18 protein-coding genes and 1 tRNA gene are annotated in these 18,494 nt (G+C 56.2%); 5 read left to right on the plus strand and 14 right to left on the minus strand.

Annotated features, from left to right (window positions below):
* Positions 1-80: 80 nt before the first annotated feature.
* The 3 genes from BK659_RS10855 to BK659_RS10860 all read right to left on the minus strand — a co-directional run bounded on the left by BK659_RS10855 (position 81) and on the right by BK659_RS10860 (position 1,124).
* A complete protein-coding gene (locus BK659_RS10855) occupies positions 81-521 on the minus strand; it encodes a bleomycin resistance protein (RefSeq protein ID WP_123425069.1) in 441 nt (146 codons plus the stop codon).
* A gap of 202 nt (positions 522-723) precedes the next feature.
* A complete protein-coding gene (locus BK659_RS28300) occupies positions 724-831 on the minus strand; it encodes a DUF6124 family protein (protein WP_221178151.1) in 108 nt (35 codons plus the stop codon).
* Positions 828-1,124, minus strand: a complete 297-nt coding sequence (locus BK659_RS10860; protein ID WP_123425070.1) for a hypothetical protein — start codon at positions 1,122-1,124, stop codon at positions 828-830. The genes BK659_RS28300 and BK659_RS10860 overlap by 4 nt, the downstream gene beginning before the upstream one ends.
* A gap of 213 nt (positions 1,125-1,337) precedes the next feature.
* Between BK659_RS10860 and BK659_RS10865 the strand changes: the two genes are divergently transcribed.
* Both BK659_RS10865 and BK659_RS10870 read left to right on the plus strand, forming a co-directional pair.
* Complete coding sequence (locus tag BK659_RS10865; RefSeq protein WP_123425071.1) at positions 1,338-2,048, plus strand: response regulator; 711 nt, start codon at positions 1,338-1,340, stop codon at positions 2,046-2,048.
* An 8-nt stretch (positions 2,049-2,056) separates the two neighbouring features.
* On the plus strand, positions 2,057-3,394 hold the full coding sequence (locus tag BK659_RS10870; RefSeq protein WP_123425072.1) for a sensor histidine kinase: 1,338 nt from the start codon (positions 2,057-2,059) through the stop codon (positions 3,392-3,394).
* Positions 3,395-3,616: 222 nt separating this feature from the next.
* On the opposite strand, the gene BK659_RS10875 is transcribed toward BK659_RS10870, so the two are convergent.
* From BK659_RS10875 to BK659_RS10920, 11 genes are all read right to left on the minus strand, one after another.
* On the minus strand, positions 3,617-3,838 hold the full coding sequence (locus BK659_RS10875) for a formate dehydrogenase subunit delta (protein WP_123425073.1): 222 nt from the start codon (positions 3,836-3,838) through the stop codon (positions 3,617-3,619).
* On the minus strand, positions 3,835-6,723 hold the full coding sequence (fdhF, locus tag BK659_RS10880) for a formate dehydrogenase subunit alpha (RefSeq protein ID WP_123425074.1): 2,889 nt from the start codon (positions 6,721-6,723) through the stop codon (positions 3,835-3,837). The genes BK659_RS10875 and fdhF overlap by 4 nt, the downstream gene beginning before the upstream one ends.
* Positions 6,720-8,282, minus strand: coding sequence for a formate dehydrogenase beta subunit (locus BK659_RS10885; RefSeq protein WP_185015328.1), 1,563 nt, complete (start codon positions 8,280-8,282; stop codon positions 6,720-6,722). The genes fdhF and BK659_RS10885 overlap by 4 nt, the downstream gene beginning before the upstream one ends.
* The gene (locus tag BK659_RS10890) at positions 8,279-8,755 is read right to left on the minus strand and encodes a formate dehydrogenase subunit gamma (RefSeq protein ID WP_123425075.1); all 477 of its coding nucleotides are present in this window, start codon (positions 8,753-8,755) and stop codon (positions 8,279-8,281) included. The genes BK659_RS10885 and BK659_RS10890 overlap by 4 nt, the downstream gene beginning before the upstream one ends.
* A gap of 1,161 nt (positions 8,756-9,916) precedes the next feature.
* Positions 9,917-10,360, minus strand: a complete 444-nt coding sequence (locus tag BK659_RS27635) for a hypothetical protein (RefSeq protein ID WP_148050429.1) — start codon at positions 10,358-10,360, stop codon at positions 9,917-9,919.
* 117 nt (positions 10,361-10,477) lie between these two features.
* Positions 10,478-10,978: a DUF3916 domain-containing protein gene (locus BK659_RS10895; protein ID WP_123425076.1), complete on the minus strand. Its 501-nt coding sequence runs from the start codon at positions 10,976-10,978 to the stop codon at positions 10,478-10,480.
* 119 nt (positions 10,979-11,097) lie between these two features.
* Positions 11,098-11,871: an alpha/beta fold hydrolase gene (locus tag BK659_RS10900; protein ID WP_123425077.1), complete on the minus strand. Its 774-nt coding sequence runs from the start codon at positions 11,869-11,871 to the stop codon at positions 11,098-11,100.
* Positions 11,872-12,083: 212 nt separating this feature from the next.
* A complete protein-coding gene (locus BK659_RS10905; protein WP_123425078.1) occupies positions 12,084-14,033 on the minus strand; it encodes a hypothetical protein in 1,950 nt (649 codons plus the stop codon).
* 28 nt (positions 14,034-14,061) lie between these two features.
* Positions 14,062-14,790, minus strand: a complete 729-nt coding sequence (locus BK659_RS27640; RefSeq protein ID WP_148050430.1) for a hypothetical protein — start codon at positions 14,788-14,790, stop codon at positions 14,062-14,064.
* A 402-nt stretch (positions 14,791-15,192) separates the two neighbouring features.
* Positions 15,193-15,522 carry a hypothetical protein gene (locus tag BK659_RS10915; RefSeq protein WP_123425080.1) on the minus strand — a complete coding sequence of 110 codons (330 nt, stop codon included), beginning with the start codon at positions 15,520-15,522 and terminating at the stop codon, positions 15,193-15,195.
* A gap of 160 nt (positions 15,523-15,682) precedes the next feature.
* Positions 15,683-15,767, minus strand: a tRNA-Leu gene (locus BK659_RS10920).
* A 107-nt stretch (positions 15,768-15,874) separates the two neighbouring features.
* Between BK659_RS10920 and queA the strand changes: the two genes are divergently transcribed.
* From queA to yajC, 3 genes are read left to right on the plus strand one after another with little or no spacing between them, the layout of a single operon-like run.
* The gene (gene queA, locus BK659_RS10925) at positions 15,875-16,924 is read left to right on the plus strand and encodes a tRNA preQ1(34) S-adenosylmethionine ribosyltransferase-isomerase QueA (RefSeq protein ID WP_123425081.1); all 1,050 of its coding nucleotides are present in this window, start codon (positions 15,875-15,877) and stop codon (positions 16,922-16,924) included.
* Between the two features lie 14 nt (positions 16,925-16,938).
* Positions 16,939-18,054, plus strand: coding sequence for a tRNA guanosine(34) transglycosylase Tgt (gene tgt, locus BK659_RS10930; RefSeq protein ID WP_185015345.1), 1,116 nt, complete (start codon positions 16,939-16,941; stop codon positions 18,052-18,054).
* 44 nt (positions 18,055-18,098) lie between these two features.
* On the plus strand, positions 18,099-18,434 hold the full coding sequence (gene yajC / locus BK659_RS10935) for a preprotein translocase subunit YajC (protein ID WP_123425083.1): 336 nt from the start codon (positions 18,099-18,101) through the stop codon (positions 18,432-18,434).
* Positions 18,435-18,494 lie beyond the last annotated feature (60 nt).

Raw genomic sequence — 18,494 nt, forward strand, 5'->3', positions numbered from 1 at the left:
ATCGACGACCTTTTGAACGTTGGGGTGCTTGGCGGATGTGGACCGTTACCGTGTGGCTTCGTTGCGTCCGGTGTTGTGGATCATGTGGTGGGGGCATTAGAGAGCGGACGCTCCCCCAGATACTCAACCAACCGTAGCAGATAGCCGTCCGGGTCCTGCACCAATAGTTCAAGTTGGCCAACTTCTACCGTGCCGGATCGATACCAGGCATCGGCAAACGGGCGAAACAACGGCCACTCGACAGCAGTCAGCCGCTGGAGAATCGGCTCGACACTGTCGATCGTCATCTGAAAGTTGATGCCGCGCCCAAACGGCGCCTCCAGTGGGCCGGTCACCCATTGCCCTTCGAGCGGGTCGTACTGCTCCAGCATGACTTGCACGCCGTCGAAGTCGAGGTAGGCAAATCCCTCTTCCGGGCGGTCGTAGGCCACCTGGAATCCAATTAATGTGGTCCAGAAATCCAGACTTTTCCTGAGGTCGCCGACCATCAGTTCGGGGACCATCCTGTTCCTTGAAAACATACCTCTCCTTGGTGAGCGTCCAGCCCGATCAATGTGTGTTCAAAATACCGGTTTCCGTATTTAGCGGATCAACGACAACGCAGGATCAAAAGATCGCAGGCTACGCCAGCTCCTACACCGATACTGTGTAGGAGCTGCCGCAGGCTGCGATCTTTTGACGTTCAGCGCGCTACAACTGTAGCGTGTAATTGATCGGCTGGATCTAGTGCTCATTGTCCAGCGCCAAGTTGCGATGCGTGTGTTCCAGGTCGTCGGACAGATCGAGGATAAACGTGCTCACAGAGCAGAAAGTCTCGTAGGTGTAGGTCACGCGAGAGCGTGAGAACGGTCAATCGGCAAGCTGTCTGAAGCGTCACCACCCTGCACCAAAGTCTGCGCCTCACCCTGTTCAATCACCCAGCGCAGCAGGTCGGTCACGGGCACGCGGTGGCTGCGTTCGACCCATTGCAGGCCGTCGGGGCTGTAGTGTTCGGTGTAGCGGGTGAGGATCATCTCGCGCTGGTCGCTTGACAACCGCAGGCTGACTTCGCGGCAGTGCAGGTTGGCGTTGGCGTGTTTCACCACGCGTTGTTGCAGGATCAGGGACTGGTTTTCAGAGGTCATCGGTCGGGGTTTCCTGGCAGCGGTGGAACGCGTGAGCGAGGGCATGGGCAAACAGTCTTCGGGAATAGGTGCTGGATGCTGACATTCGGGTCTTGCGCAAAGATGTCTGCTTTTTTACCGCGATGTCGCTTTGTTACCCGATTGAAATATATGACGGGCCACGCCGAATGGTTTTAGATGTGGGTTCTTTCAGGCCATAAGTGATGCCCGCTGGTGAGCAGTCTTTTGATCGTGGACGACGACCTTGAGGTCCTCGCGCTGCTGAAGAAGTTTTTCGTGCAACAAGGCTATGCGGTGGAGGTTGCCACCGATGGCGTCTCGATGTGGGCGGCGATTGAGCGCCAGGCGCCGGACCTGATCATTCTCGACCTGATGCTGCCGGGTGAGAACGGGTTGACGCTGTGCCAGCGCCTGCGCCAGCAATACCCGACGCCGGTGATCATGTTGACCGCCATGGGTGAGTTGAGTGATCGGGTGGTCGGGCTGGAGATGGGCGCCGATGATTACCTGAGCAAACCGTTCGACGCCCGCGAGCTGCTGGCCCGGGTGCGCGCAGTGTTGCGCCGGGCGGGGGAAAGCCTCCCGCTGACCGGGGAAGCGCCACGCCCGCTGATCAAATTCGCCGACTGGCAACTGGACCTCACGCGTCGGGAACTGCGCTCACCGGATCAGGTGATGATCCCGCTGTCGGCCGGGGAGTTCGACTTGCTGCTGGTGTTTGTCGAACATCCACAGCGCATTCTCACTCGGGAGCAGTTGCTGGACCTGGCGCGGGGCCGCACGCATGAGGCGTTCGATCGCAGCATCGACGTTCAGGTCAGCCGTTTGCGGCGCAAGCTGGAGTACGACACCAAACGCCCGGAGATGATTCGTACGGTGCGCAATGGCGGGTATCTGTTCACCCCCAGCGTGACCCGCCAGTGAAAAAACTCATGACCGGTTTGCGCCTGCGCCCGCGTGACACGGTGGCCCGCTGGATCGCCCTGACCACCCTCATCGCGATGCTCATTTCGCTGGCCTTCAACGCGTTGTTTATCCAGCTGGCCGGTGTCTGGGCGTATCCACCGCTGGTCGAAACCGGCCTCCTGGAAAAAACCGCGTCCATCACCCGGATGATCGAAGCCGCGCAAGTGTCGCAGCGCGAACGCCTGGCCGAGGCCGGCAGCGATAGTGCCTTGAGCGTGAGCTGGCATGCCAGCCGTGAGGGCCTGGACTTGCCGGACACTCCCGAAGCGGCTCACCGCGCCGCCTCACCGGAGGCTCAGCGTCTGTTCAACACGCCGACCCGTCGGGTCGAAGCTTATCAACCCGGCGACTGGCCACAAAAAAACGGTCACTACGCTTTGCTGGTGCAACTGGCGGATGAGTCCTGGCTGATGTTCAGCGTGCCGTCACGCAGCTGGGGGCTGGCGGAAGGGCCACGAACCCTGATCGTGATTCTGCTGGTGTTGCTGTCGACCGGCATCGTGGCGCTGATCGCCACCCGCCGTCTGGCCAAACCCTTGCAGCAATTCGCCCTAGGCGCCCGACGCTTCGGCGTCGACTTTCGCGCACCGCCCATCGATCCGCTCGGCCCGCATGAAATCCGCCAGGCGATCCTCGCGTTCAATGCCATGCAGGCTCAGTTGCAGCACTTCATCAAGGACCGCACGCAGATGCTCGCCGCCATCTCTCACGACCTGCGCACCCCTCTGACCCGAATGCGCCTGCGCGGCGAATTCATCGAAGACCCCGAGCAGCAACAACGGCTGTTTCGCGACGTCGACGAAATGCAGGCCATGATCAACTCCGCCCTGGAATTCTTCCGCGACGACGCCCGGCTGGAACAGGCGACCCAGTTCGACCTGGCCGAACTGCTGCAAACCCTGATCGACGACTACCGCGACCAGTCCATCGACATCACCTTCAGCGGCCCACCCCGACTGGTCTACTTCGGCCGCCCGCTGGGGCTGAAACGGGTGATTACCAATTTGCTGGATAACGCGATCAAGTACGCCAGTGAACCGGCGATTGAACTGCGGCAGGAGGATGAGCAGGTGATCATTCACGTACTTGATCGCGGGCCGGGGATACCTGCGGACAGTTATGAACAGGTGTTTGCGCCGTTCTTTCGGCTGGAAGGGTCGCGGAATAAGAGCACGGGGGGAGTGGGGTTGGGGTTGTCGGCGGCGCGGGCGATTGTGTTGGAGCATGGGGGGACGTTGACGGTGTGCAACCGCTCGGTTGGAGGGTTGGAGGCGCGGGTGGTGTTGCCGGTGTTGGAGGGGTAGAGATAATTGATGGGGACTGATTTGATTTCCATAACTGGCGTCCAGTTGTCATGAAAATAAATCAGTGCCCTTTTCTCTTTTTCTACTCCCCCAAAAGATCGCAGCCTGCGGCAGCTCCTACAGATTTGCGTATGGTTTCGACTGCTCGGCGTAATTGGATGGTCTCGCCCAAGCCGAGGCGTCAATGCGCCAAGGTGGCAATCCCAAGGGTTCGGTTTGAACCTAAGCCTCCCAGCCCGCCCCACTGACCGCCGCCTGCGCCAGTGGGTGCAAGTCTGCCCCTTGATGCGCCGTCTGCCAGGCCAGCAATTCCTTGCGCATGCCGGGCGTCCAGTACATTTTCAGGTGATTACGCACGTCGAGCACGGCCTGTTGCTGGTCCGGTTCGCTGGCGAAGTACTGGGCGATCTGGTTAGCCATTTTGATCAGGTTGGCGGTGCTCATCGGCGTACCTCGGCTTTTGCTCCGGTGGTGCGTGCCTGGCGGCGTTCGTCGAGCAGGCGTTGTTGATCGTCGCTGAACTCCTGATAGCGTTTCTGCCACTCGGAAGGGTGGTAGACGCGGCTGACTTCCACGGCGGTGACCTTGTACTCCGGACAGTTGGTGGCCCAGTCGGAGTTGTCGGTGGTAATGACGTTGGCCCCCGATTCAGGGAAGTGGAAGGTGGTGTACACCACGCCCGGGGCTACCCGTTCGGTGATCCGCGCACGCAGGACGGTTTGCCCGGCGCGGCTGCCGATGCCGACCCAGTCACCTTCGTTGATGCCACGGCTCTCGGCGTCGGTCGGGTGGATTTCCAGGCGGTCTTCGTCGTGCCAGGCGACGTTTTCGGTGCGCCGGGTCTGGGCGCCGACGTTGTACTGGCTGAGGATGCGCCCGGTGGTCAGCAGCAGCGGATAACGGCTGTTGACCTTTTCCTCGGTGGGCACGTAGCCGGTGAGCATGAAGCGCCCCTTGCCGCGCACGAATTCCTCGATGTGCATGGTCGGCGTGCCGTCCGGTGCCGCAGCGTTGCACGGCCATTGCAGGCTGCCGTGGCGCTCAAGCGAGGCGTAGCTGACGTTGGTGAAGGTCGGCGTCAGGCTGGCGATTTCATCCATGATTTCCGACGGATGCTGGTAGTTCATCGGGTAACCGAGGGCGTTGGCCAGGGCCACGGTGCCTTCCCAGTCGGCCTTGCCGCCCAGCGGTTCCATGACTTTGCGCACCCGGGAGATGCGCCGCTCGGCGTTGGTAAAGGTGCCGTCTTTTTCCAGGAACGAACTGCCCGGCAGGAACACGTGGGCGAACTTGGCAGTTTCGTTGAGGAAAATGTCCTGCACCACGATGCATTCCATGGCTGACAGGGCCGCGGTGACGTGCTGGGTATTGGGGTCGCTTTGGGCGATGTCTTCGCCCTGGCAATACAAGCCCTTGAAGCTGCCGCCCAGGGCGGCTTCGAACATGTTGGGAATGCGCAGGCCCGGATCGGGTTGCAGCGTAACGTTCCAGGCCTGTTCGAACTGCGCGCGTACCACTTCGTTGGAGATGTGCCGGTAGCCGGGCAGTTCGTGCGGGAAGGAGCCCATGTCGCAGGAGCCCTGAACGTTGTTCTGCCCACGCAGCGGGTTCACGCCCACGCCTTCGCGGCCGATGTTGCCCGTGACCATGGCCAGGTTGGCGATGCCCATGACCGCGGTGCTGCCCTGGCTGTGTTCGGTGACGCCCAGGCCATAGTAGATCGCCGCATTGCCACCGGTGGCATACAGACGGGCGGCGGCGCGGATGTCGGCAGCGACGACGCCACAGATTTCGCCAAGGACTTCCGGCGAGTTTTCCGCGCGGCTGACGAACGCCTGCCACTGGGCGAAATCGCTGCCCTCGCAACGGGCGTCGATAAAGGCCTGATTGAGCAGGCCTTCGGTGACGATGACGTGAGCCAGGGCGTTGAGCATGGCGACGTTGGTGCCGGGGCGCAGCGCCAGGTGCAGTTCGGCGCGGGCATGCACCGTGTCCACCAGATCAATGCGGCGTGGGTCGATGACGATCAGCCGCGCGCCTTCACGCAGGCGGCGTTTGAGCTGGGAAGCGAACACCGGGTGGGCGTCGCTGGGGTTGGCGCCCATCACCAGGATCACGTCGGCCTGCATCACCGAGTCGAAACTCTGGGTGCCGGCGGACTCGCCCAGGGTTTGTTTCAGGCCATAGCCGGTCGGCGAGTGGCAGACCCGCGCACAAGTGTCGACGTTGTTGTTGCCGAACGCGGCGCGCACCAGTTTTTGCACCAGATAGGTTTCTTCGTTGGTGCAGCGGCTGGAGGTGATGCCACCAATGGAGTCGCGACCGTATTTTTGCTGCAACCGGCGGAATTCGCTGGCGGCGTAGGTCACCGCTTCATCCCAGCTGACTTCCTGCCAAGGGTCGTTGATGTGCTTGCGGATCATCGGCTTGGTGATGCGATCCGGGTGGGTCGCGTAGCCCCAGGCAAAGCGCCCTTTGACGCACGAGTGGCCGTGGTTGGCCTGGCCGTTCTTGTCGGGGACCATGCGCACGACCTGGTCGCCTTTCATCTCGGCGCGGAACGAGCAACCCACGCCGCAATAGGCACAGGTGGTGATCACGCTGTGTTCGGGCTGACCCAGTTCGACCACGCTTTTTTCCATCAGCGTCGCGGTCGGGCAGGCTTGTACACAGGCACCGCAGGACACGCATTCCGAGTCGAGGAAGTTCTCGCCACCGGCGGCCGCGACCCGGGATTCGAAACCGCGCCCGGTAATGGTCAGGGCAAAGGTGCCCTGGGTTTCTTCGCAGGCGCGCACGCAGCGGTTACAGACGATGCACTTGCTTGGGTCGTAGTCAAAATAGGGGTTGGAGGTGTCCTTCTGGTCGGCCAGATGGTTCTCGCCTTCATAGCCGTAACGCACTTCCCGCAGGCCGACCTGGCCGGCGACGGTTTGCAGCTCGCAGTTGCCGTTGGCCGAGCAAGTCAGGCAGTCCAGCGGGTGATCGGAGATGTACAGCTCCATGACGTTGCGCCGCAGCGTGGCGAGCTTCGGCGTCTGGGTGTGCACGCTCATGCCTTCGCTGACCGGCGTGGTGCAGGACGCCGGGTAGCCGCGCATGCCGTCGATCTCTACCAGGCACATGCGGCAGGAGCCGAAGGCTTCCAGGCTGTCGGTGGCACACAGTTTGGGAATGGTGGTGCCCAGCAGCGCGGCGGCGCGCATCACCGAGGTGCCTTCGGGCACGCTGATGCTTTGGCCGTCGATGTTCAGGGTGACCTGCACTTCGCTGTTGCGAGCAGGAGTGCCCAGATCGATATCGGTGTTCGGGTCGAAGAGAGTGATCATTGGTCGGCCTCCGAAGATTGCAGACCGAAGTCGGCGGGGAAGTACTTGAGGGCGCTGGCGACCGGAAAGGAAACCATGCCGCCCAATGCGCACAACGAACCGTACTGCAGGGTGTCGCACAGGTCCTTGAGGATGATCACCTGCTCATCACGACTGCTCTGGTCCGGCGCGGCCAGCAGGCGGTCGATCACCTCCACGCCCCGGGTCGAGCCAATGCGGCAAGGCGTGCATTTGCCACAGGATTCCTCGGCGCAGAACTGCATGGCGAAGCGCGCCATGTGGGCCATGTCGAGGCTGTCGTCAGCCACCACCACACCACCGTGACCGAGCATTGCGCCGATCGCGGCGAACGCTTCGTAATCCAGCGGCGTGTCGAATTGCCCTGGCGGCACCCAGGCGCCGAGGGGGCCGCCAACCTGGGCGGCCTTTAGCGGCCGGCCACTGGCGGTACCGCCGCCGTAGTCTTCCACCAGTTCCCGCAGGGTCAGGCCAAAGGCCCGTTCCACCAGGCCGCCGTGACGAACATTGCCCGCCAGTTGGAAGGGCATGGTGCCGAGGGAACGGCCCATGCCGTAATCGCGATAGAACTGCGCGCCCTTGGCCAGAATCAGCGGCACCGAGGCCAGCGTCAATACGTTATGCACCAGGGTCGGCAGGCCGAACAGGCCCTGCAAGGCCGGGATCGGTGGCTTGGCGCGGACGATCCCGCGCTTGCCTTCGAGCGAGTCGAGCAGCGCGGTTTCTTCACCGCAGATGTAAGCGCCGGCACCGACCCGCACTTCCATATCAAAAGCCTGGCCGCTGCCGCCGACATTGGCGCCGAGGTAACCGGCGGCCCGGGCGATATCCAGCGCCTCGCGCAGGGTGGCCACGGCCTGTGGATATTCCGAGCGCACATAAATGTAGCCATAGCTGGCGCCGACGGTGATGCCGGCAATGGCCATGCCTTCGATCAGCAGGAAGGGGTCGCCTTCCATCAACATGCGGTCGGCGAAGGTGCCGGAGTCGCCTTCGTCGGCGTTGCACACAATGTATTTCTGCGCCGCCTGGGTGGCGCGCACCGTGCGCCATTTGATCCCGGCCGGGAACGCCGCGCCGCCACGGCCACGCAGGCCCGAATCGAACACGGCGGTCGCGGTTTGCTCGCCGCCCAGGGCGACGGCCCGGGTCAAGCCTTCGAAACCGCCGTGGGCCCGGTAATCTTCAAGGGACAGCGGCCGGGTAATGCCGGCGCGGGCGAACAGCAGGCGTTGTTGCGTCTTCAGATAAGGCAGCTCTTCCACCCGGCCCAAGGCCAGTGGATGGGCGGACGGCTCGCCTTGCAGCGCCTCGAGCAGCGACGGCACATCGGCAGCGGTCAGCGGGCCAAAGCCGATACGGCCTTGCGGCGTGTCCATTTCCAGCAGCGGTTCCAGCCAGTACAGACCACGAGAACTGGTGCGTTGCAGGTCCAGCGGCAGATTGTGTTCGCGGGCCTGAGTGGCCAGGGCCACGGCCACCTCATCGGCGCCCACGGCACGGGCAAGCGAATCACAGGGCAGATAAAGACTCGGCATCATGCGTCCTCCAGGCAAGCGTCGAGCAGGGCATCCAGACGCTCGGCGCTAAGCCGCGCATGCACCTGACCATCCAGCTCCAGAGCGGGCGAGCAGGCGCAGGCGCCGAGGCAATACACCGGGCGCAGACTGATGTTGCCGTCGGCGCTGCTGCCGTGGTCGTCCAGTTGCAGGCGTTCACGCAACTGCGCCGCGAGCTGCTCGGCGCCGCGGCTCTGGCAGGACTCGGCCCGGCACAGACGCAGGATATGCCGCGCCGGGGGCGCGGTGCGGAAGTCATGGTAGAAACTGATCACCCCGCGAACCTCGGCCTGACTCAGGTTCAGGGCGTGGGCAATCTCGGGGACGGCGGCATCGGGGATGTAACCGATGCCCTCCTGAATATCATGAAGGATCGGCAACAGTGCGCCGGGCGAACCCTTGTGGCGCTCCAGCAGGCTGTTGACCATCGGCAGGTGCAACATCTCATCAGGCATACAGCATTCCTCACGGTCACGGGCAAACCAGGCGGTTGTCGGTTGTCCGAAAGTGTCGGCTGCGGCACTCACACCACGTCACGGTCTCGTGGCATTTTCAGGCCGTTGGCCAGGCACCCTGAGCGGGCATCTTGTTGGGCCCGGCGCGGTCTTTGCCGCACCTGTTCAGGGCATATACGGCAGCTTGCCACGCTGCCTTTGATTCATCTGCACGAAAGCGACGTGTTTGGTTCTTTCTACGACCAATCGTTGAGTGTAGAAGAGTGTGGCCCAAGGCGCCGTCTCTGGAGGGGATTTATGCTTTTTTGCTTTAGGGGTTATGCAAAAAGGATTGCAGGCGGGGAAGGTCACGGCTGAGCTCACCGGAAGGAATTCGACGGTGGAGATTTCGAAACGGGTTTCTCCGCATTCGCTTTGCCCCGAATACTGAAAACCCCGAAACCCTCAGGGCTAATCCCAAATCCCAGTCAGCACACACAACCCCTGTGGGAGCGAGCCTGCTCGCGATAGCGCCAGTTCAGCCAACATCAATGCTGAGTGCATTACCACACCCGGTCGCTGAATTGGCTGCGACGGTGGGGGATATTGTGCAGGCCTCGTTCCTGCAACTTTCGAAGGCCCTTTTCTCAGCGCTCTCTCTGAAAATCGCTAGCATCAGGCATCGCAGAAAATACCCCTACCGCTATTTCGGAATGGTCTGACAACAATCCACAGTGCTCTATTTAGGCTGTTCATACGCGGGCGGTATCGTCTGCAACAGATCGTTGAAAACCCGCATAAACCCTAGTGGTTGCCGCGTTTTATGTGACGTATACATTGACATGGTTATTAGGCTACGGCAGCATTGATCCCAATCGCGCCCGATCCTCTGGTGCCGGCTTAGTCCGGCATTACGTTCGGGCCTTCTTATTTCTGGAACATCGGAAAAACGGGGACAGACCACGTTTTCTCACACCCATAATCGTGGTCTGTCCCTGTATCTCCAGTGTTGTCTTCAGGTTATTTGGAGTGAATGGATCATATTTTTAAAGAGCGTTGACATACATGAAGATTTCGCAAATTTTGTGTGTGGTTTTCATGTGTTTGATCCATGATGTACGGCTTGCGAGTGTTTACCTTTTTGTAAGGTTTGTCTTTGCGAGAAATGTCAGTGACTTCAGGTTAGGTCCCAATTTGCGAATAAAATGCTATAAACATAAGTTCTATAGCTTCTTTTGCTTCGGATTCCAGTGAGTCACGATCATCCCATTGTTGATCTGTTGTAATGGCTGGGTTGCTAGGGGTGGCATGTATAAGTGCATTTCTGCGTTTTCGTAGTATGTCAAATCTTGTGTCGGTACTAAATGAGCTCAATAATTCGACAGAGCGTTGTTTTTTTTCTGTATAACTTGTCTCTTGAAGATTTGCTTCGATAACCGTAAAGGCAAGTACGATTGTTGCTGCCCAAGCGCCCGAGCAGAAGCAAGACTGAACGTCAGAAATAATAGCGCATGCTTGTTCTCCTACTAAGTAGGAGCCTCTTTCTTCGTAATCAAAAATGAAGGCCTCAAACCAATCGCGCCTTTTGTTCCATTGTTCGAATGTCGGATGGTCAAGATGTTCCAAAGCAATTTTCCAATAAAAGAGTTTGAAAAAAACGGGGGCAGACCACGTTTTTTAACGCTCATAATCGTGGTTTGTCCCCGTATCTCTGAAAATAAATCTATCCCGTTTTTCTCCACGTCAGGCCGGTTCCCCGATGCACCACCACTGTACTGCGACCTCATCGTCAGGTTGAGTTACGTCATGCCCGTGCTCGATGAAATGCGCTGGCGTGTGCAACGCAAGAGCATCACTGATCCGCTCTGGTTTGAGCGCGTTGGTTTCACCGAGAAAACCCAGATAATAGTCCCGGTCATAGAAGAGGGTGATTTCGCTCTGATGAGCCCATGGCCACACCAGCAGGCAAGCGACCCGGTAGTAACCCTGTGAGCGGTCAGCAGCGTTGGACAGGTGGCTAGCGGCTTCGAGCAGTTGCTGAATGCAGAAGGCCTGAACTTCGATCCTGGCTTGAGGGCCTTGGACCAAGGCCGCGTGCACCGGGATCTTCCAATGTGTGTAGCGCTCCATATGCACGGATCGCGGGTGAAACTCGTCGCGAAAACTGGAGGCCCAGCGTTCCAGAGCGCGAAGGCGGCGGGGAATGCCTCTGAGTGGCTTGTTGCTGAGGGCGATTTGCCGCATTGATACGTCCTTGTGATGCCGAAAAAGTCTTTCGTTGTTGTCTGCTGGCGCTATGGAAAAGTGGACATGTTTATTTTCATATCAGCCAAAGCCCTGCCCAGTATCTCCCAACTACTTCGTTATCGAACGCTAGCTATGAAACGCAGTATTTCCAGCTCGACCTTTTCGGGCTGGTCGAGCTGTATCCAGTGTCCCGTATCAGCCACCACGGCGTGGGGTAACTCCGGTCGTAACGCGTAGAGCGCATTGGGATTGTCGTTCGCGCTACTGACCAGGAGAAAAACAGGACCTTTCCATGCATCCAGCGCGGGTTCGGGGTTCCAATTGGCGAACGCCACCGCAAACCCCAATCGTGCGGCTGCATCGACCGCAGCGCAGTCTTCCAGAACTCTGATCTTTACCTTTTCGTTCTTGCCCGCGATCGTGGCGTAGAACCCTTGTTGCACATCAAGGCTCGCAGGCCCCACAAGCGCTTCCAGCATTCCGGCGCGAACCTCATCGGGAAGTGCCCTTGGATCTGTCGCGGGATCAAGCAGGAACAAGCCCGCCACCCGGTCGGCGTGTCTGGCGACATAGTCCAGCGCTGCTGCGCCACTTCCGCTGTGGGCCACGATGATGAAGCGTTCAAGTTTCAATCCTGCCGCTGTATCGATGATGTCCTGTACACGCCCTGCATATGAATAGTCACCATCCGCAGCCGGGGAACTGTCGCCGCTACCCCGTGAATCAAGGGCATAGACTTTCCTGTCTCGTCCGATAGGTTCGAGCATTTCCGCCCACTGGCTTGCTCGACCGGAGTCCGCATGGAGGAAGAGCACCGGCAAACCTTCGCCGTGTCCTGCTTCAATCACGGCAAGATTGCCCTGCGTTCCAGCGAATATTGTCTGCTTCATAGTGTTCTCCTTTGTGTGTTCCGTACCGTCCGTGGAAAAAATAAGCCGACGACAACTCCGATCAGCGGCTCTGGGCAATCCACCGTAACGCGGAGTTGTTCCGGTAATCTTTTGTGGGAGAAAAGGTGACACCCATTAGCCGGTCTCAAGTCAAGGCTAATGGGTGTCACTTTTTTCTGTCCCCTTTTTCTTCAAAAGGTTCGCTCCTGAAACTAATAGCTTTTTTTGGTTGGAATATAGAGCCCGGCGACACGATAGCTTGCGAGCCATTCTTCAATATCAATAGGTAAATATAGCTCTTGTATCGCTCTGGAAATGGCCGTGTATAAGGTAGATATTCTTCGGTCTAATTCATAACCATCTTTTGGTGGGCGGTCGGGCATCAGATCGTTTGCGATTATCACGCTATTGAACTCCATGTTTCCGATTTCTTCAGCTAGTGCCAATGTATATGAGTTGTTTAGGCTTTTGCCGGGTTTGTTGAATGTGGCAGTTAGGTCTGCAACCTTATATCCACTTTGTAGTTTTCTTTCTACTGCGCAAAATGACTCGTCGTTGCTAAGGTCTAAAGATAATAATTGCCAGTTTGGATAGTGGACTAAGTCTGAATGTGTGGATGGTGTGCCATCGCGGAAAAGACGAAGGCAATCATGGGCAAACTGAGAAAAATTAGCAGCGCTATCTCCCATAAAGGAAATATAGTGTCCGGCATCGCTGAGTGACCAAAACCAAAGAAGCATACCCCATCGGCTAGCAACTAATATTGTATTAGCAGGTGGCGGTAAATTAGCCATATCATAGTGGGAAATATTTAACGTGGTATCTTTGGCTCCCTCAAAGGGCAATTTCAGCTTGTTGGGGTGCGCGTAAATTAGCGGGTTAAGAATTTTCTCCATTTTTTTTCCCGTTCTTACAGACTGCGTGGCTTCCTTTTGACGCACCTCTAGACCACGTTTTGTTGGTTTTCCGGTTAATCGCTGATATTCATCGCCTAGAGTTATCAGGCATTGAGGGCCACGTTCAAGTATTTTTAAAAGAGATGGAGGAAGGTCGTGGCTTTCATCTATAAGTATGTGGGTAATGCTTGGGTGCACAGAGCCTCCAAGCAAGGACGCTTTTTTTACTACGCTAAACCCGTTGAATGGTAATGCCAGCGGACCGATATGAGTTGGATCAATGGCTTGCCAGATCCGGATGGAATATTCAAGTAGTGCTGTTCTGTCTATCTGTGAAAGATAGTTTTCGATGTTAGGTAAATGCTTGTCTTTTAGGCTGTAGTCGTCGGATAAGCAATATGAATTTATCGTTTCCATACATATAGAAATCACCTGATTTTCATCGAGTTTTTTTATGCTTGATATATTTAGATTTTTTGCGATTTCTGCGTTGGTATATTGTTTGGTCTCGTAAGCGTTGCGCAGAGATGTACGATCAAATTTATTTGAAATCAAACGGAATGAAAATTCTTCAAATGTATAAAGCTTGAATTTTTCAAGCTTTGAACGCTTTTTTAGCTCGTTGAGTTTTTTAGTGTTTTTCACTAGAACTATAGTTTTGCTTAGGTTCAGGAAATTCAATAAAGATGAAATTAGGAAGCTCTTTCCTATGCCCGCATAGCCTTGAATATGTAGATGTTCGTGAGTGTTGGCCTGCAGAGTACGGACTATCATATTTTGCGCATTTGAAAGCCACAATTCCTGATTTCCTGGGGTGACTATTTGATGACGATAGGATGATGTTGAATTAAAGTACCTTCCTCTGAACGTTGTATCCCAATCTCCATTAGGAAGTAAGTATGCTGCTTCTTTGACTAGACTGTCTGGAAGTAACTCGATTTTTGCTTGGGAAAGAATACTAAGTCCGATGTTTAGTTTTGGTAGGTCTAACAAGCGTTTGGTTTCGCTTAGTAATCTAATTGTGTTTTTGTTGCTAGCGCTTTCGTTTCCCCATGCTATAAGTTTTTTTAATATTTGCTCAGAGGCGTGGTTTTTGCTGTGCTTATAGATTTCTGTGAGGTTTTGAATTACTAGAATTGCAGAGAGTTCTGCATTGGAGAGGGTGTCCAATATGCTGTTTTCGCCTGATGCTATTAGGCGGTTAACAGTTTTTTCGCTAACTGGGAGATACAGGGCGTTATCGAAGTCGTAATGTTCAGGCTGCATTTTAATGCTCCCAGTCTAGTATAAATATTTAGTCAGAGAGGGGCTCTTGGTTTGACTCTTTGTCAAGATCAATATATACCCGTCGTGGTGCTTCGGCTTTTCTGTTAGCTTCTCTTTTCGGGTCGTCCACATAAGTTGACCAGTTTTTGGGCTTGCGTGTCCGTGTGTCTTTTAATATTTCTAGCTCGGTAAGACGGCTTATCGCAAAATTGCTAGAAACGGACATGATGCTGCAAATATTGTTGATCATTTTTACATACTGCGTGTGGTTGCACTCTTGATAGTCTACGTATATTAGTCCATGGTTGTGGTCTTTTATATCGAAATCGCTCATAAGTTGATCTACGAGCCTTTCTGTAAGTTTTCTGGGCATTAATAATAAGTTTATGAATAAGCTGATTTTAGATTCAATTATACTTTTTGGTATGGAGTGATTTTTATTTAGAGTGAGATCTATGATGTTCTTCGATGCTGAGATGGATGAAATTTCATCTGAATTAAATAATACTGCTGCGCCTAGGAGGTAAGAAAGGCAGTGCGTAGATGATGCGTTAAGTTTTTGAAGTGGATGGATTTCTATTGTGCGAGATTTGAGATCTATGTTGCCTGTGACTTCAGTGGTGATTTCATTGTTTGTATAAGTAAAACCTATTTTTTGTAATTTTATACTTGAAATCAAATCAAAATTTGAATCTAAGGTTTGGTCTGGACGTATTTTATCAGTAAGTGCTTGTATTTCTTCTTCAGATGTCAACATCCCGGTTTTCTCTCTGTGCACGTTTAAAACTATTAATAGATGGTTAACAATATTTTTGAACACGCTTGTCTTAGCAGGATACTGGCGATTAGGTTTTACTCCAAGCTAGTCTCCTTCAATTGTCACCAATGCCTATGGTCCTGCGTGAAAGCCTTTGGGATGACGGGCACAGAGGTACTACAATTTTTTACGGCTGTTAACGCTTTTCTATGCCAGCAAGTCAGTTTCGTGGCTTTGGCGTGGGGTCAGACGTGTGCTGGATATCTGCCGATCTGATGCGATTGTTGTGGCGCGGTTATAAAATAGATCCGATTTTGAGGGCGAAGATGGCCCTTGCATTGGGGGCATTACCCTGGGTTGGCTCTCTCAGAATCCAAAGATCCTAGATTTGAGCAGCTTCATTCACTGGATATCTATCAAATAGTGCTTGAGCGCGAAGAGCGGGGATTCAAGCTGCTCCATCGTTCGCACACCGCTGAAATCTACCGCCAACCTATGCAGCTCGCGTCCCAGGACGGTATTAACACCACCAATAGCGTTCAGCGCCAGCCCCACGCATTCAGCCACTTTGACCTTAATGGTCTCGACATCACCTCTGCGTACCAGCAAGCCGAATACGTCCCGCTGGTAGTCGCCCATCATCAGATCGTCACGCAGGATCGGGCTTTGGCCTTCGGTTTCGTAGGCGAGTTTGAGGGAGAAGAGGGCGACTGTTTCCAGGGGTAATTCCATGGGGGGGAATCCTTTTGAAATGGTCCGCCGGTCAAGGGGCGTGGAAGAGGAGCAGGATCAAAAGATCGCAGCCTTCGGCAGCTCCCACGGGGCGGCGGGGTGGGCTCACTTTTCTGTAGGCGAAAAAAAAGGCCTTGCTAAGCAAGACCTTTCTTAATTTTGGTGCCCCGAGGGAGACTCGAACTCCCACTCCTTTCGAAAACGGATTTTGAATCCGCCGCGTCTACCAATTCCGCCATCAGGGCTCAATGGCGGCGAAGTATAGAGATGAGATAACCGTCGGTCAATCAGGTACATGGAGAATTTTCACTATTTCCGCTAGACTTCCCGGCCCTGCTAGACGAACCCCATCATGCGCGTTGCTGACTTTACTTTCGAACTCCCTGATTCGCTGATCGCTCGCCACCCTTTGGCTGAGCGGCGCGGCAGTCGCCTGTTGACCCTGGATGGGCTCAGCGGCGCTCTGGCACACCGTCAATTCACTGATTTGCTTGAGCATTTGCGCCCGGGCGATTTGATGGTGTTCAACAATACCCGGGTGATTCCGGCGCGGCTGTTTGGCCAGAAAGCTTCCGGCGGCAAGCTGGAAATTCTGGTCGAGCGGGTGCTCGACAGTCATCGCGTGCTGGCCCATGTGCGCTCCAGCAAGTCGCCGAAGCCGGGTTCGAAGATCCTTATCGACGGTGGTGGCGAAGCGGAAATGCTGGCGCGTCATGATGCGTTGTTCGAACTGGGGTTCGCCGAAGAAGTGCTGCCGCTGCTCGACCGCGTCGGGCACATGCCGTTGCCTCCTTATATAGACCGCCCGGACGAGGGTTCGGACCGCGAGCGTTATCAGACGGTTTACGCCGAGCGTCTGGGCGCAGTGGCGGCACCGACGGCGGGGCTGCATTTCGATCAGCCGTTGCTTGAGGCGATTGCTGCCAAGGGTATTGAGACTGCGTTCGTGACCTTGCACGTTGGCGCTGGCACCTTTCAGCCAGTGCGGGTCGAGAAGATCGAAGATCACCACATGCACAGTGAATGGCTGGAAGTCGGCCAGGACGTGGTGGATGCGGTCGCCGCGTGCCGTGCGCGGGGCGGGCGTGTGGTGGCGGTGGGGACTACCAGCGTGCGTTCGCTCGAAAGCGCGGCCCGCGATGGCGTGCTCAAGCCGTTCAGCGGTGACACCGATATCTTTATCTACCCAGGCCGGCCGTTCCATGTGGTCGATGCCCTGGTGACCAACTTTCATTTGCCCGAATCCACGTTGTTGATGCTGGTTTCGGCGTTCGCCGGTTATCCCGAGACCATGGCCGCCTACAAGGCCGCCGTCGAGCATGGATACCGCTTTTTCAGCTACGGTGATGCGATGTTCATCACCCGTAATCCCGCGCCACGCGGCCCTGAGGATCAAGCATGAGTCGCACTAGTCGTATGTCTTTTGAATTGCTGGCCACTGACGGCAAGGCTCGTCGCGGTCGCCTGACCTTTCCGCGTGGCACTGTCGAGACTCCGGCGTTCATGCCGGTCGGCACTTACGGCACGGTCAAGGGCATGTTGCCGCGGGATATCGTCGCCACCGGCGCCGAGATCATTCTGGGCAACACCTTTCACCTGTGGCTGCGTCCTGGTACTGAAGTGATCAAGAAGCACGGCGACCTGCACGATTTCATGCAGTGGAAAGGCCCGATTCTGACCGACTCCGGCGGTTTCCAGGTGTTCAGCCTCGGCGCCATGCGCAAGATCAAGGAGGAGGGCGTGACCTTCGCCTCTCCGGTGGATGGCGCCAAAGTGTTCATGGGCCCGGAAGAGTCGATGCAGGTTCAGCGCGACCTGGGCTCTGACATCGTGATGATTTTCGACGAATGCACGCCGTACCCGGCCGACGAAGATGTCGCGCGGGTGTCCATGGAGCTGTCGTTGCGCTGGGCTCAGCGCTCGAAAAACGCTCATGGCGATAACACTGCTGCGCTGTTCGGCATCGTTCAGGGCGGCATGCACCAGGATCTGCGCATGCGCTCGCTGGAAGGCCTCGACAAGATCGGTTTTGACGGCCTGGCGATCGGCGGTCTGTCGGTCGGCGAGCCCAAGCACGAGATGATCAAGGTGCTCGATTACCTGCCGGGCATGATGCCGGCTGACAAACCTCGTTACCTTATGGGCGTTGGCAAACCGGAAGACTTGGTTGAGGGTGTGCGCCGCGGTGTGGACATGTTCGATTGCGTGATGCCAACCCGTAATGCCCGCAATGGGCACCTGTTCATTGATACCGGCGTGCTGAAGATCCGTAACGCGTTCCATCGCCATGATGATTCGCCGCTCGATCCGACCTGCGATTGCTATACCTGCCAGAACTTCTCGCGCGCTTATCTGCATCACCTGGACAAGTGCGGCGAAATGCTCGGGAGCATGCTCAATACCATCCATAATTTGCGCCATTACCAAGTGCTTATGGCTGGTTTGCGCGAGGCTATTCAACAGGGTACATTGGCCGCCTTTGTCGATGCCTTCTATGCCAAACGCGGGTTGCCTGTTCCGCCTTTGGACTGAGTTTTAAAACGTTTAAGACCCTAATTTTGCAACTGGAGTGCTAAATGAGCTTTTTTATCTCTAATGCGATGGCTGACGCCGCTGCACCTGCTGCCGGCCCTATGGGTGGCGGTTTCGAGTGGATTTTCCTGGTGGGTTTCCTGGTCATTTTCTACTTGATGATCTGGCGTCCACAGGCCAAGCGCGCCAAAGAGCAGAAGAACCTGCTTGGCAACTTGCAAAAAGGTGACGAAGTTGTGACCTCTGGCGGTATCGCCGGCAAGATCACCAAAGTAGCTGATGATTTCGTTGTTCTCGAAGTTTCTGACTCGGTAGAGCTGAAGTTCCAGAAAGGCGCTATCGCTGCCACGCTGCCAAAAGGCACGCTGAAAGCGATCTAAGTTTCATCTTTTACCAATCGACGGGGCGCGCAAGGCGCCCCGCGTCATAAGCGGGCGGCG

Source organism: Pseudomonas brassicacearum, from assembly GCF_003732225.1.
GTDB lineage: Bacteria > Pseudomonadota > Gammaproteobacteria > Pseudomonadales > Pseudomonadaceae > Aquipseudomonas > Aquipseudomonas brassicacearum_E.

What these genes read in the sequence shown, in the direction of transcription:
- BK659_RS10855 (WP_123425069.1), bottom strand. Translation starts at nt 521, where the DNA reads ATGTTTTCAAGGAACAGGATGGTCCCCGAACTGATGGTCGGCGACCTC.
- BK659_RS10860 (WP_123425070.1), bottom strand. Translation starts at nt 1,124, where the DNA reads ATGACCTCTGAAAACCAGTCCCTGATCCTGCAACAACGCGTGGTGAAA.
- BK659_RS10870 (WP_123425072.1), top strand. Translation starts at nt 2,057, where the DNA reads ATGACCGGTTTGCGCCTGCGCCCGCGTGACACGGTGGCCCGCTGGATC.
- BK659_RS10875 (WP_123425073.1), bottom strand. Translation starts at nt 3,838, where the DNA reads ATGAGCACCGCCAACCTGATCAAAATGGCTAACCAGATCGCCCAGTAC.
- fdhF (WP_123425074.1), bottom strand. Translation starts at nt 6,723, where the DNA reads ATGATCACTCTCTTCGACCCGAACACCGATATCGATCTGGGCACTCCT.
- BK659_RS10885 (WP_185015328.1), bottom strand. Translation starts at nt 8,282, where the DNA reads ATGATGCCGAGTCTTTATCTGCCCTGTGATTCGCTTGCCCGTGCCGTG.
- BK659_RS10890 (WP_123425075.1), bottom strand. Translation starts at nt 8,755, where the DNA reads ATGCCTGATGAGATGTTGCACCTGCCGATGGTCAACAGCCTGCTGGAG.
- BK659_RS10895 (WP_123425076.1), bottom strand. Translation starts at nt 10,978, where the DNA reads ATGCGGCAAATCGCCCTCAGCAACAAGCCACTCAGAGGCATTCCCCGC.
- BK659_RS10900 (WP_123425077.1), bottom strand. Translation starts at nt 11,871, where the DNA reads ATGAAGCAGACAATATTCGCTGGAACGCAGGGCAATCTTGCCGTGATT.
- BK659_RS10905 (WP_123425078.1), bottom strand. Translation starts at nt 14,033, where the DNA reads ATGCAGCCTGAACATTACGACTTCGATAACGCCCTGTATCTCCCAGTT.
- BK659_RS27640 (WP_148050430.1), bottom strand. Translation starts at nt 14,790, where the DNA reads ATGTTGACATCTGAAGAAGAAATACAAGCACTTACTGATAAAATACGT.
- BK659_RS10915 (WP_123425080.1), bottom strand. Translation starts at nt 15,522, where the DNA reads ATGGAATTACCCCTGGAAACAGTCGCCCTCTTCTCCCTCAAACTCGCC.
- queA (WP_123425081.1), top strand. Translation starts at nt 15,875, where the DNA reads ATGCGCGTTGCTGACTTTACTTTCGAACTCCCTGATTCGCTGATCGCT.
- tgt (WP_185015345.1), top strand. Translation starts at nt 16,939, where the DNA reads ATGTCTTTTGAATTGCTGGCCACTGACGGCAAGGCTCGTCGCGGTCGC.
- yajC (WP_123425083.1), top strand. Translation starts at nt 18,099, where the DNA reads ATGAGCTTTTTTATCTCTAATGCGATGGCTGACGCCGCTGCACCTGCT.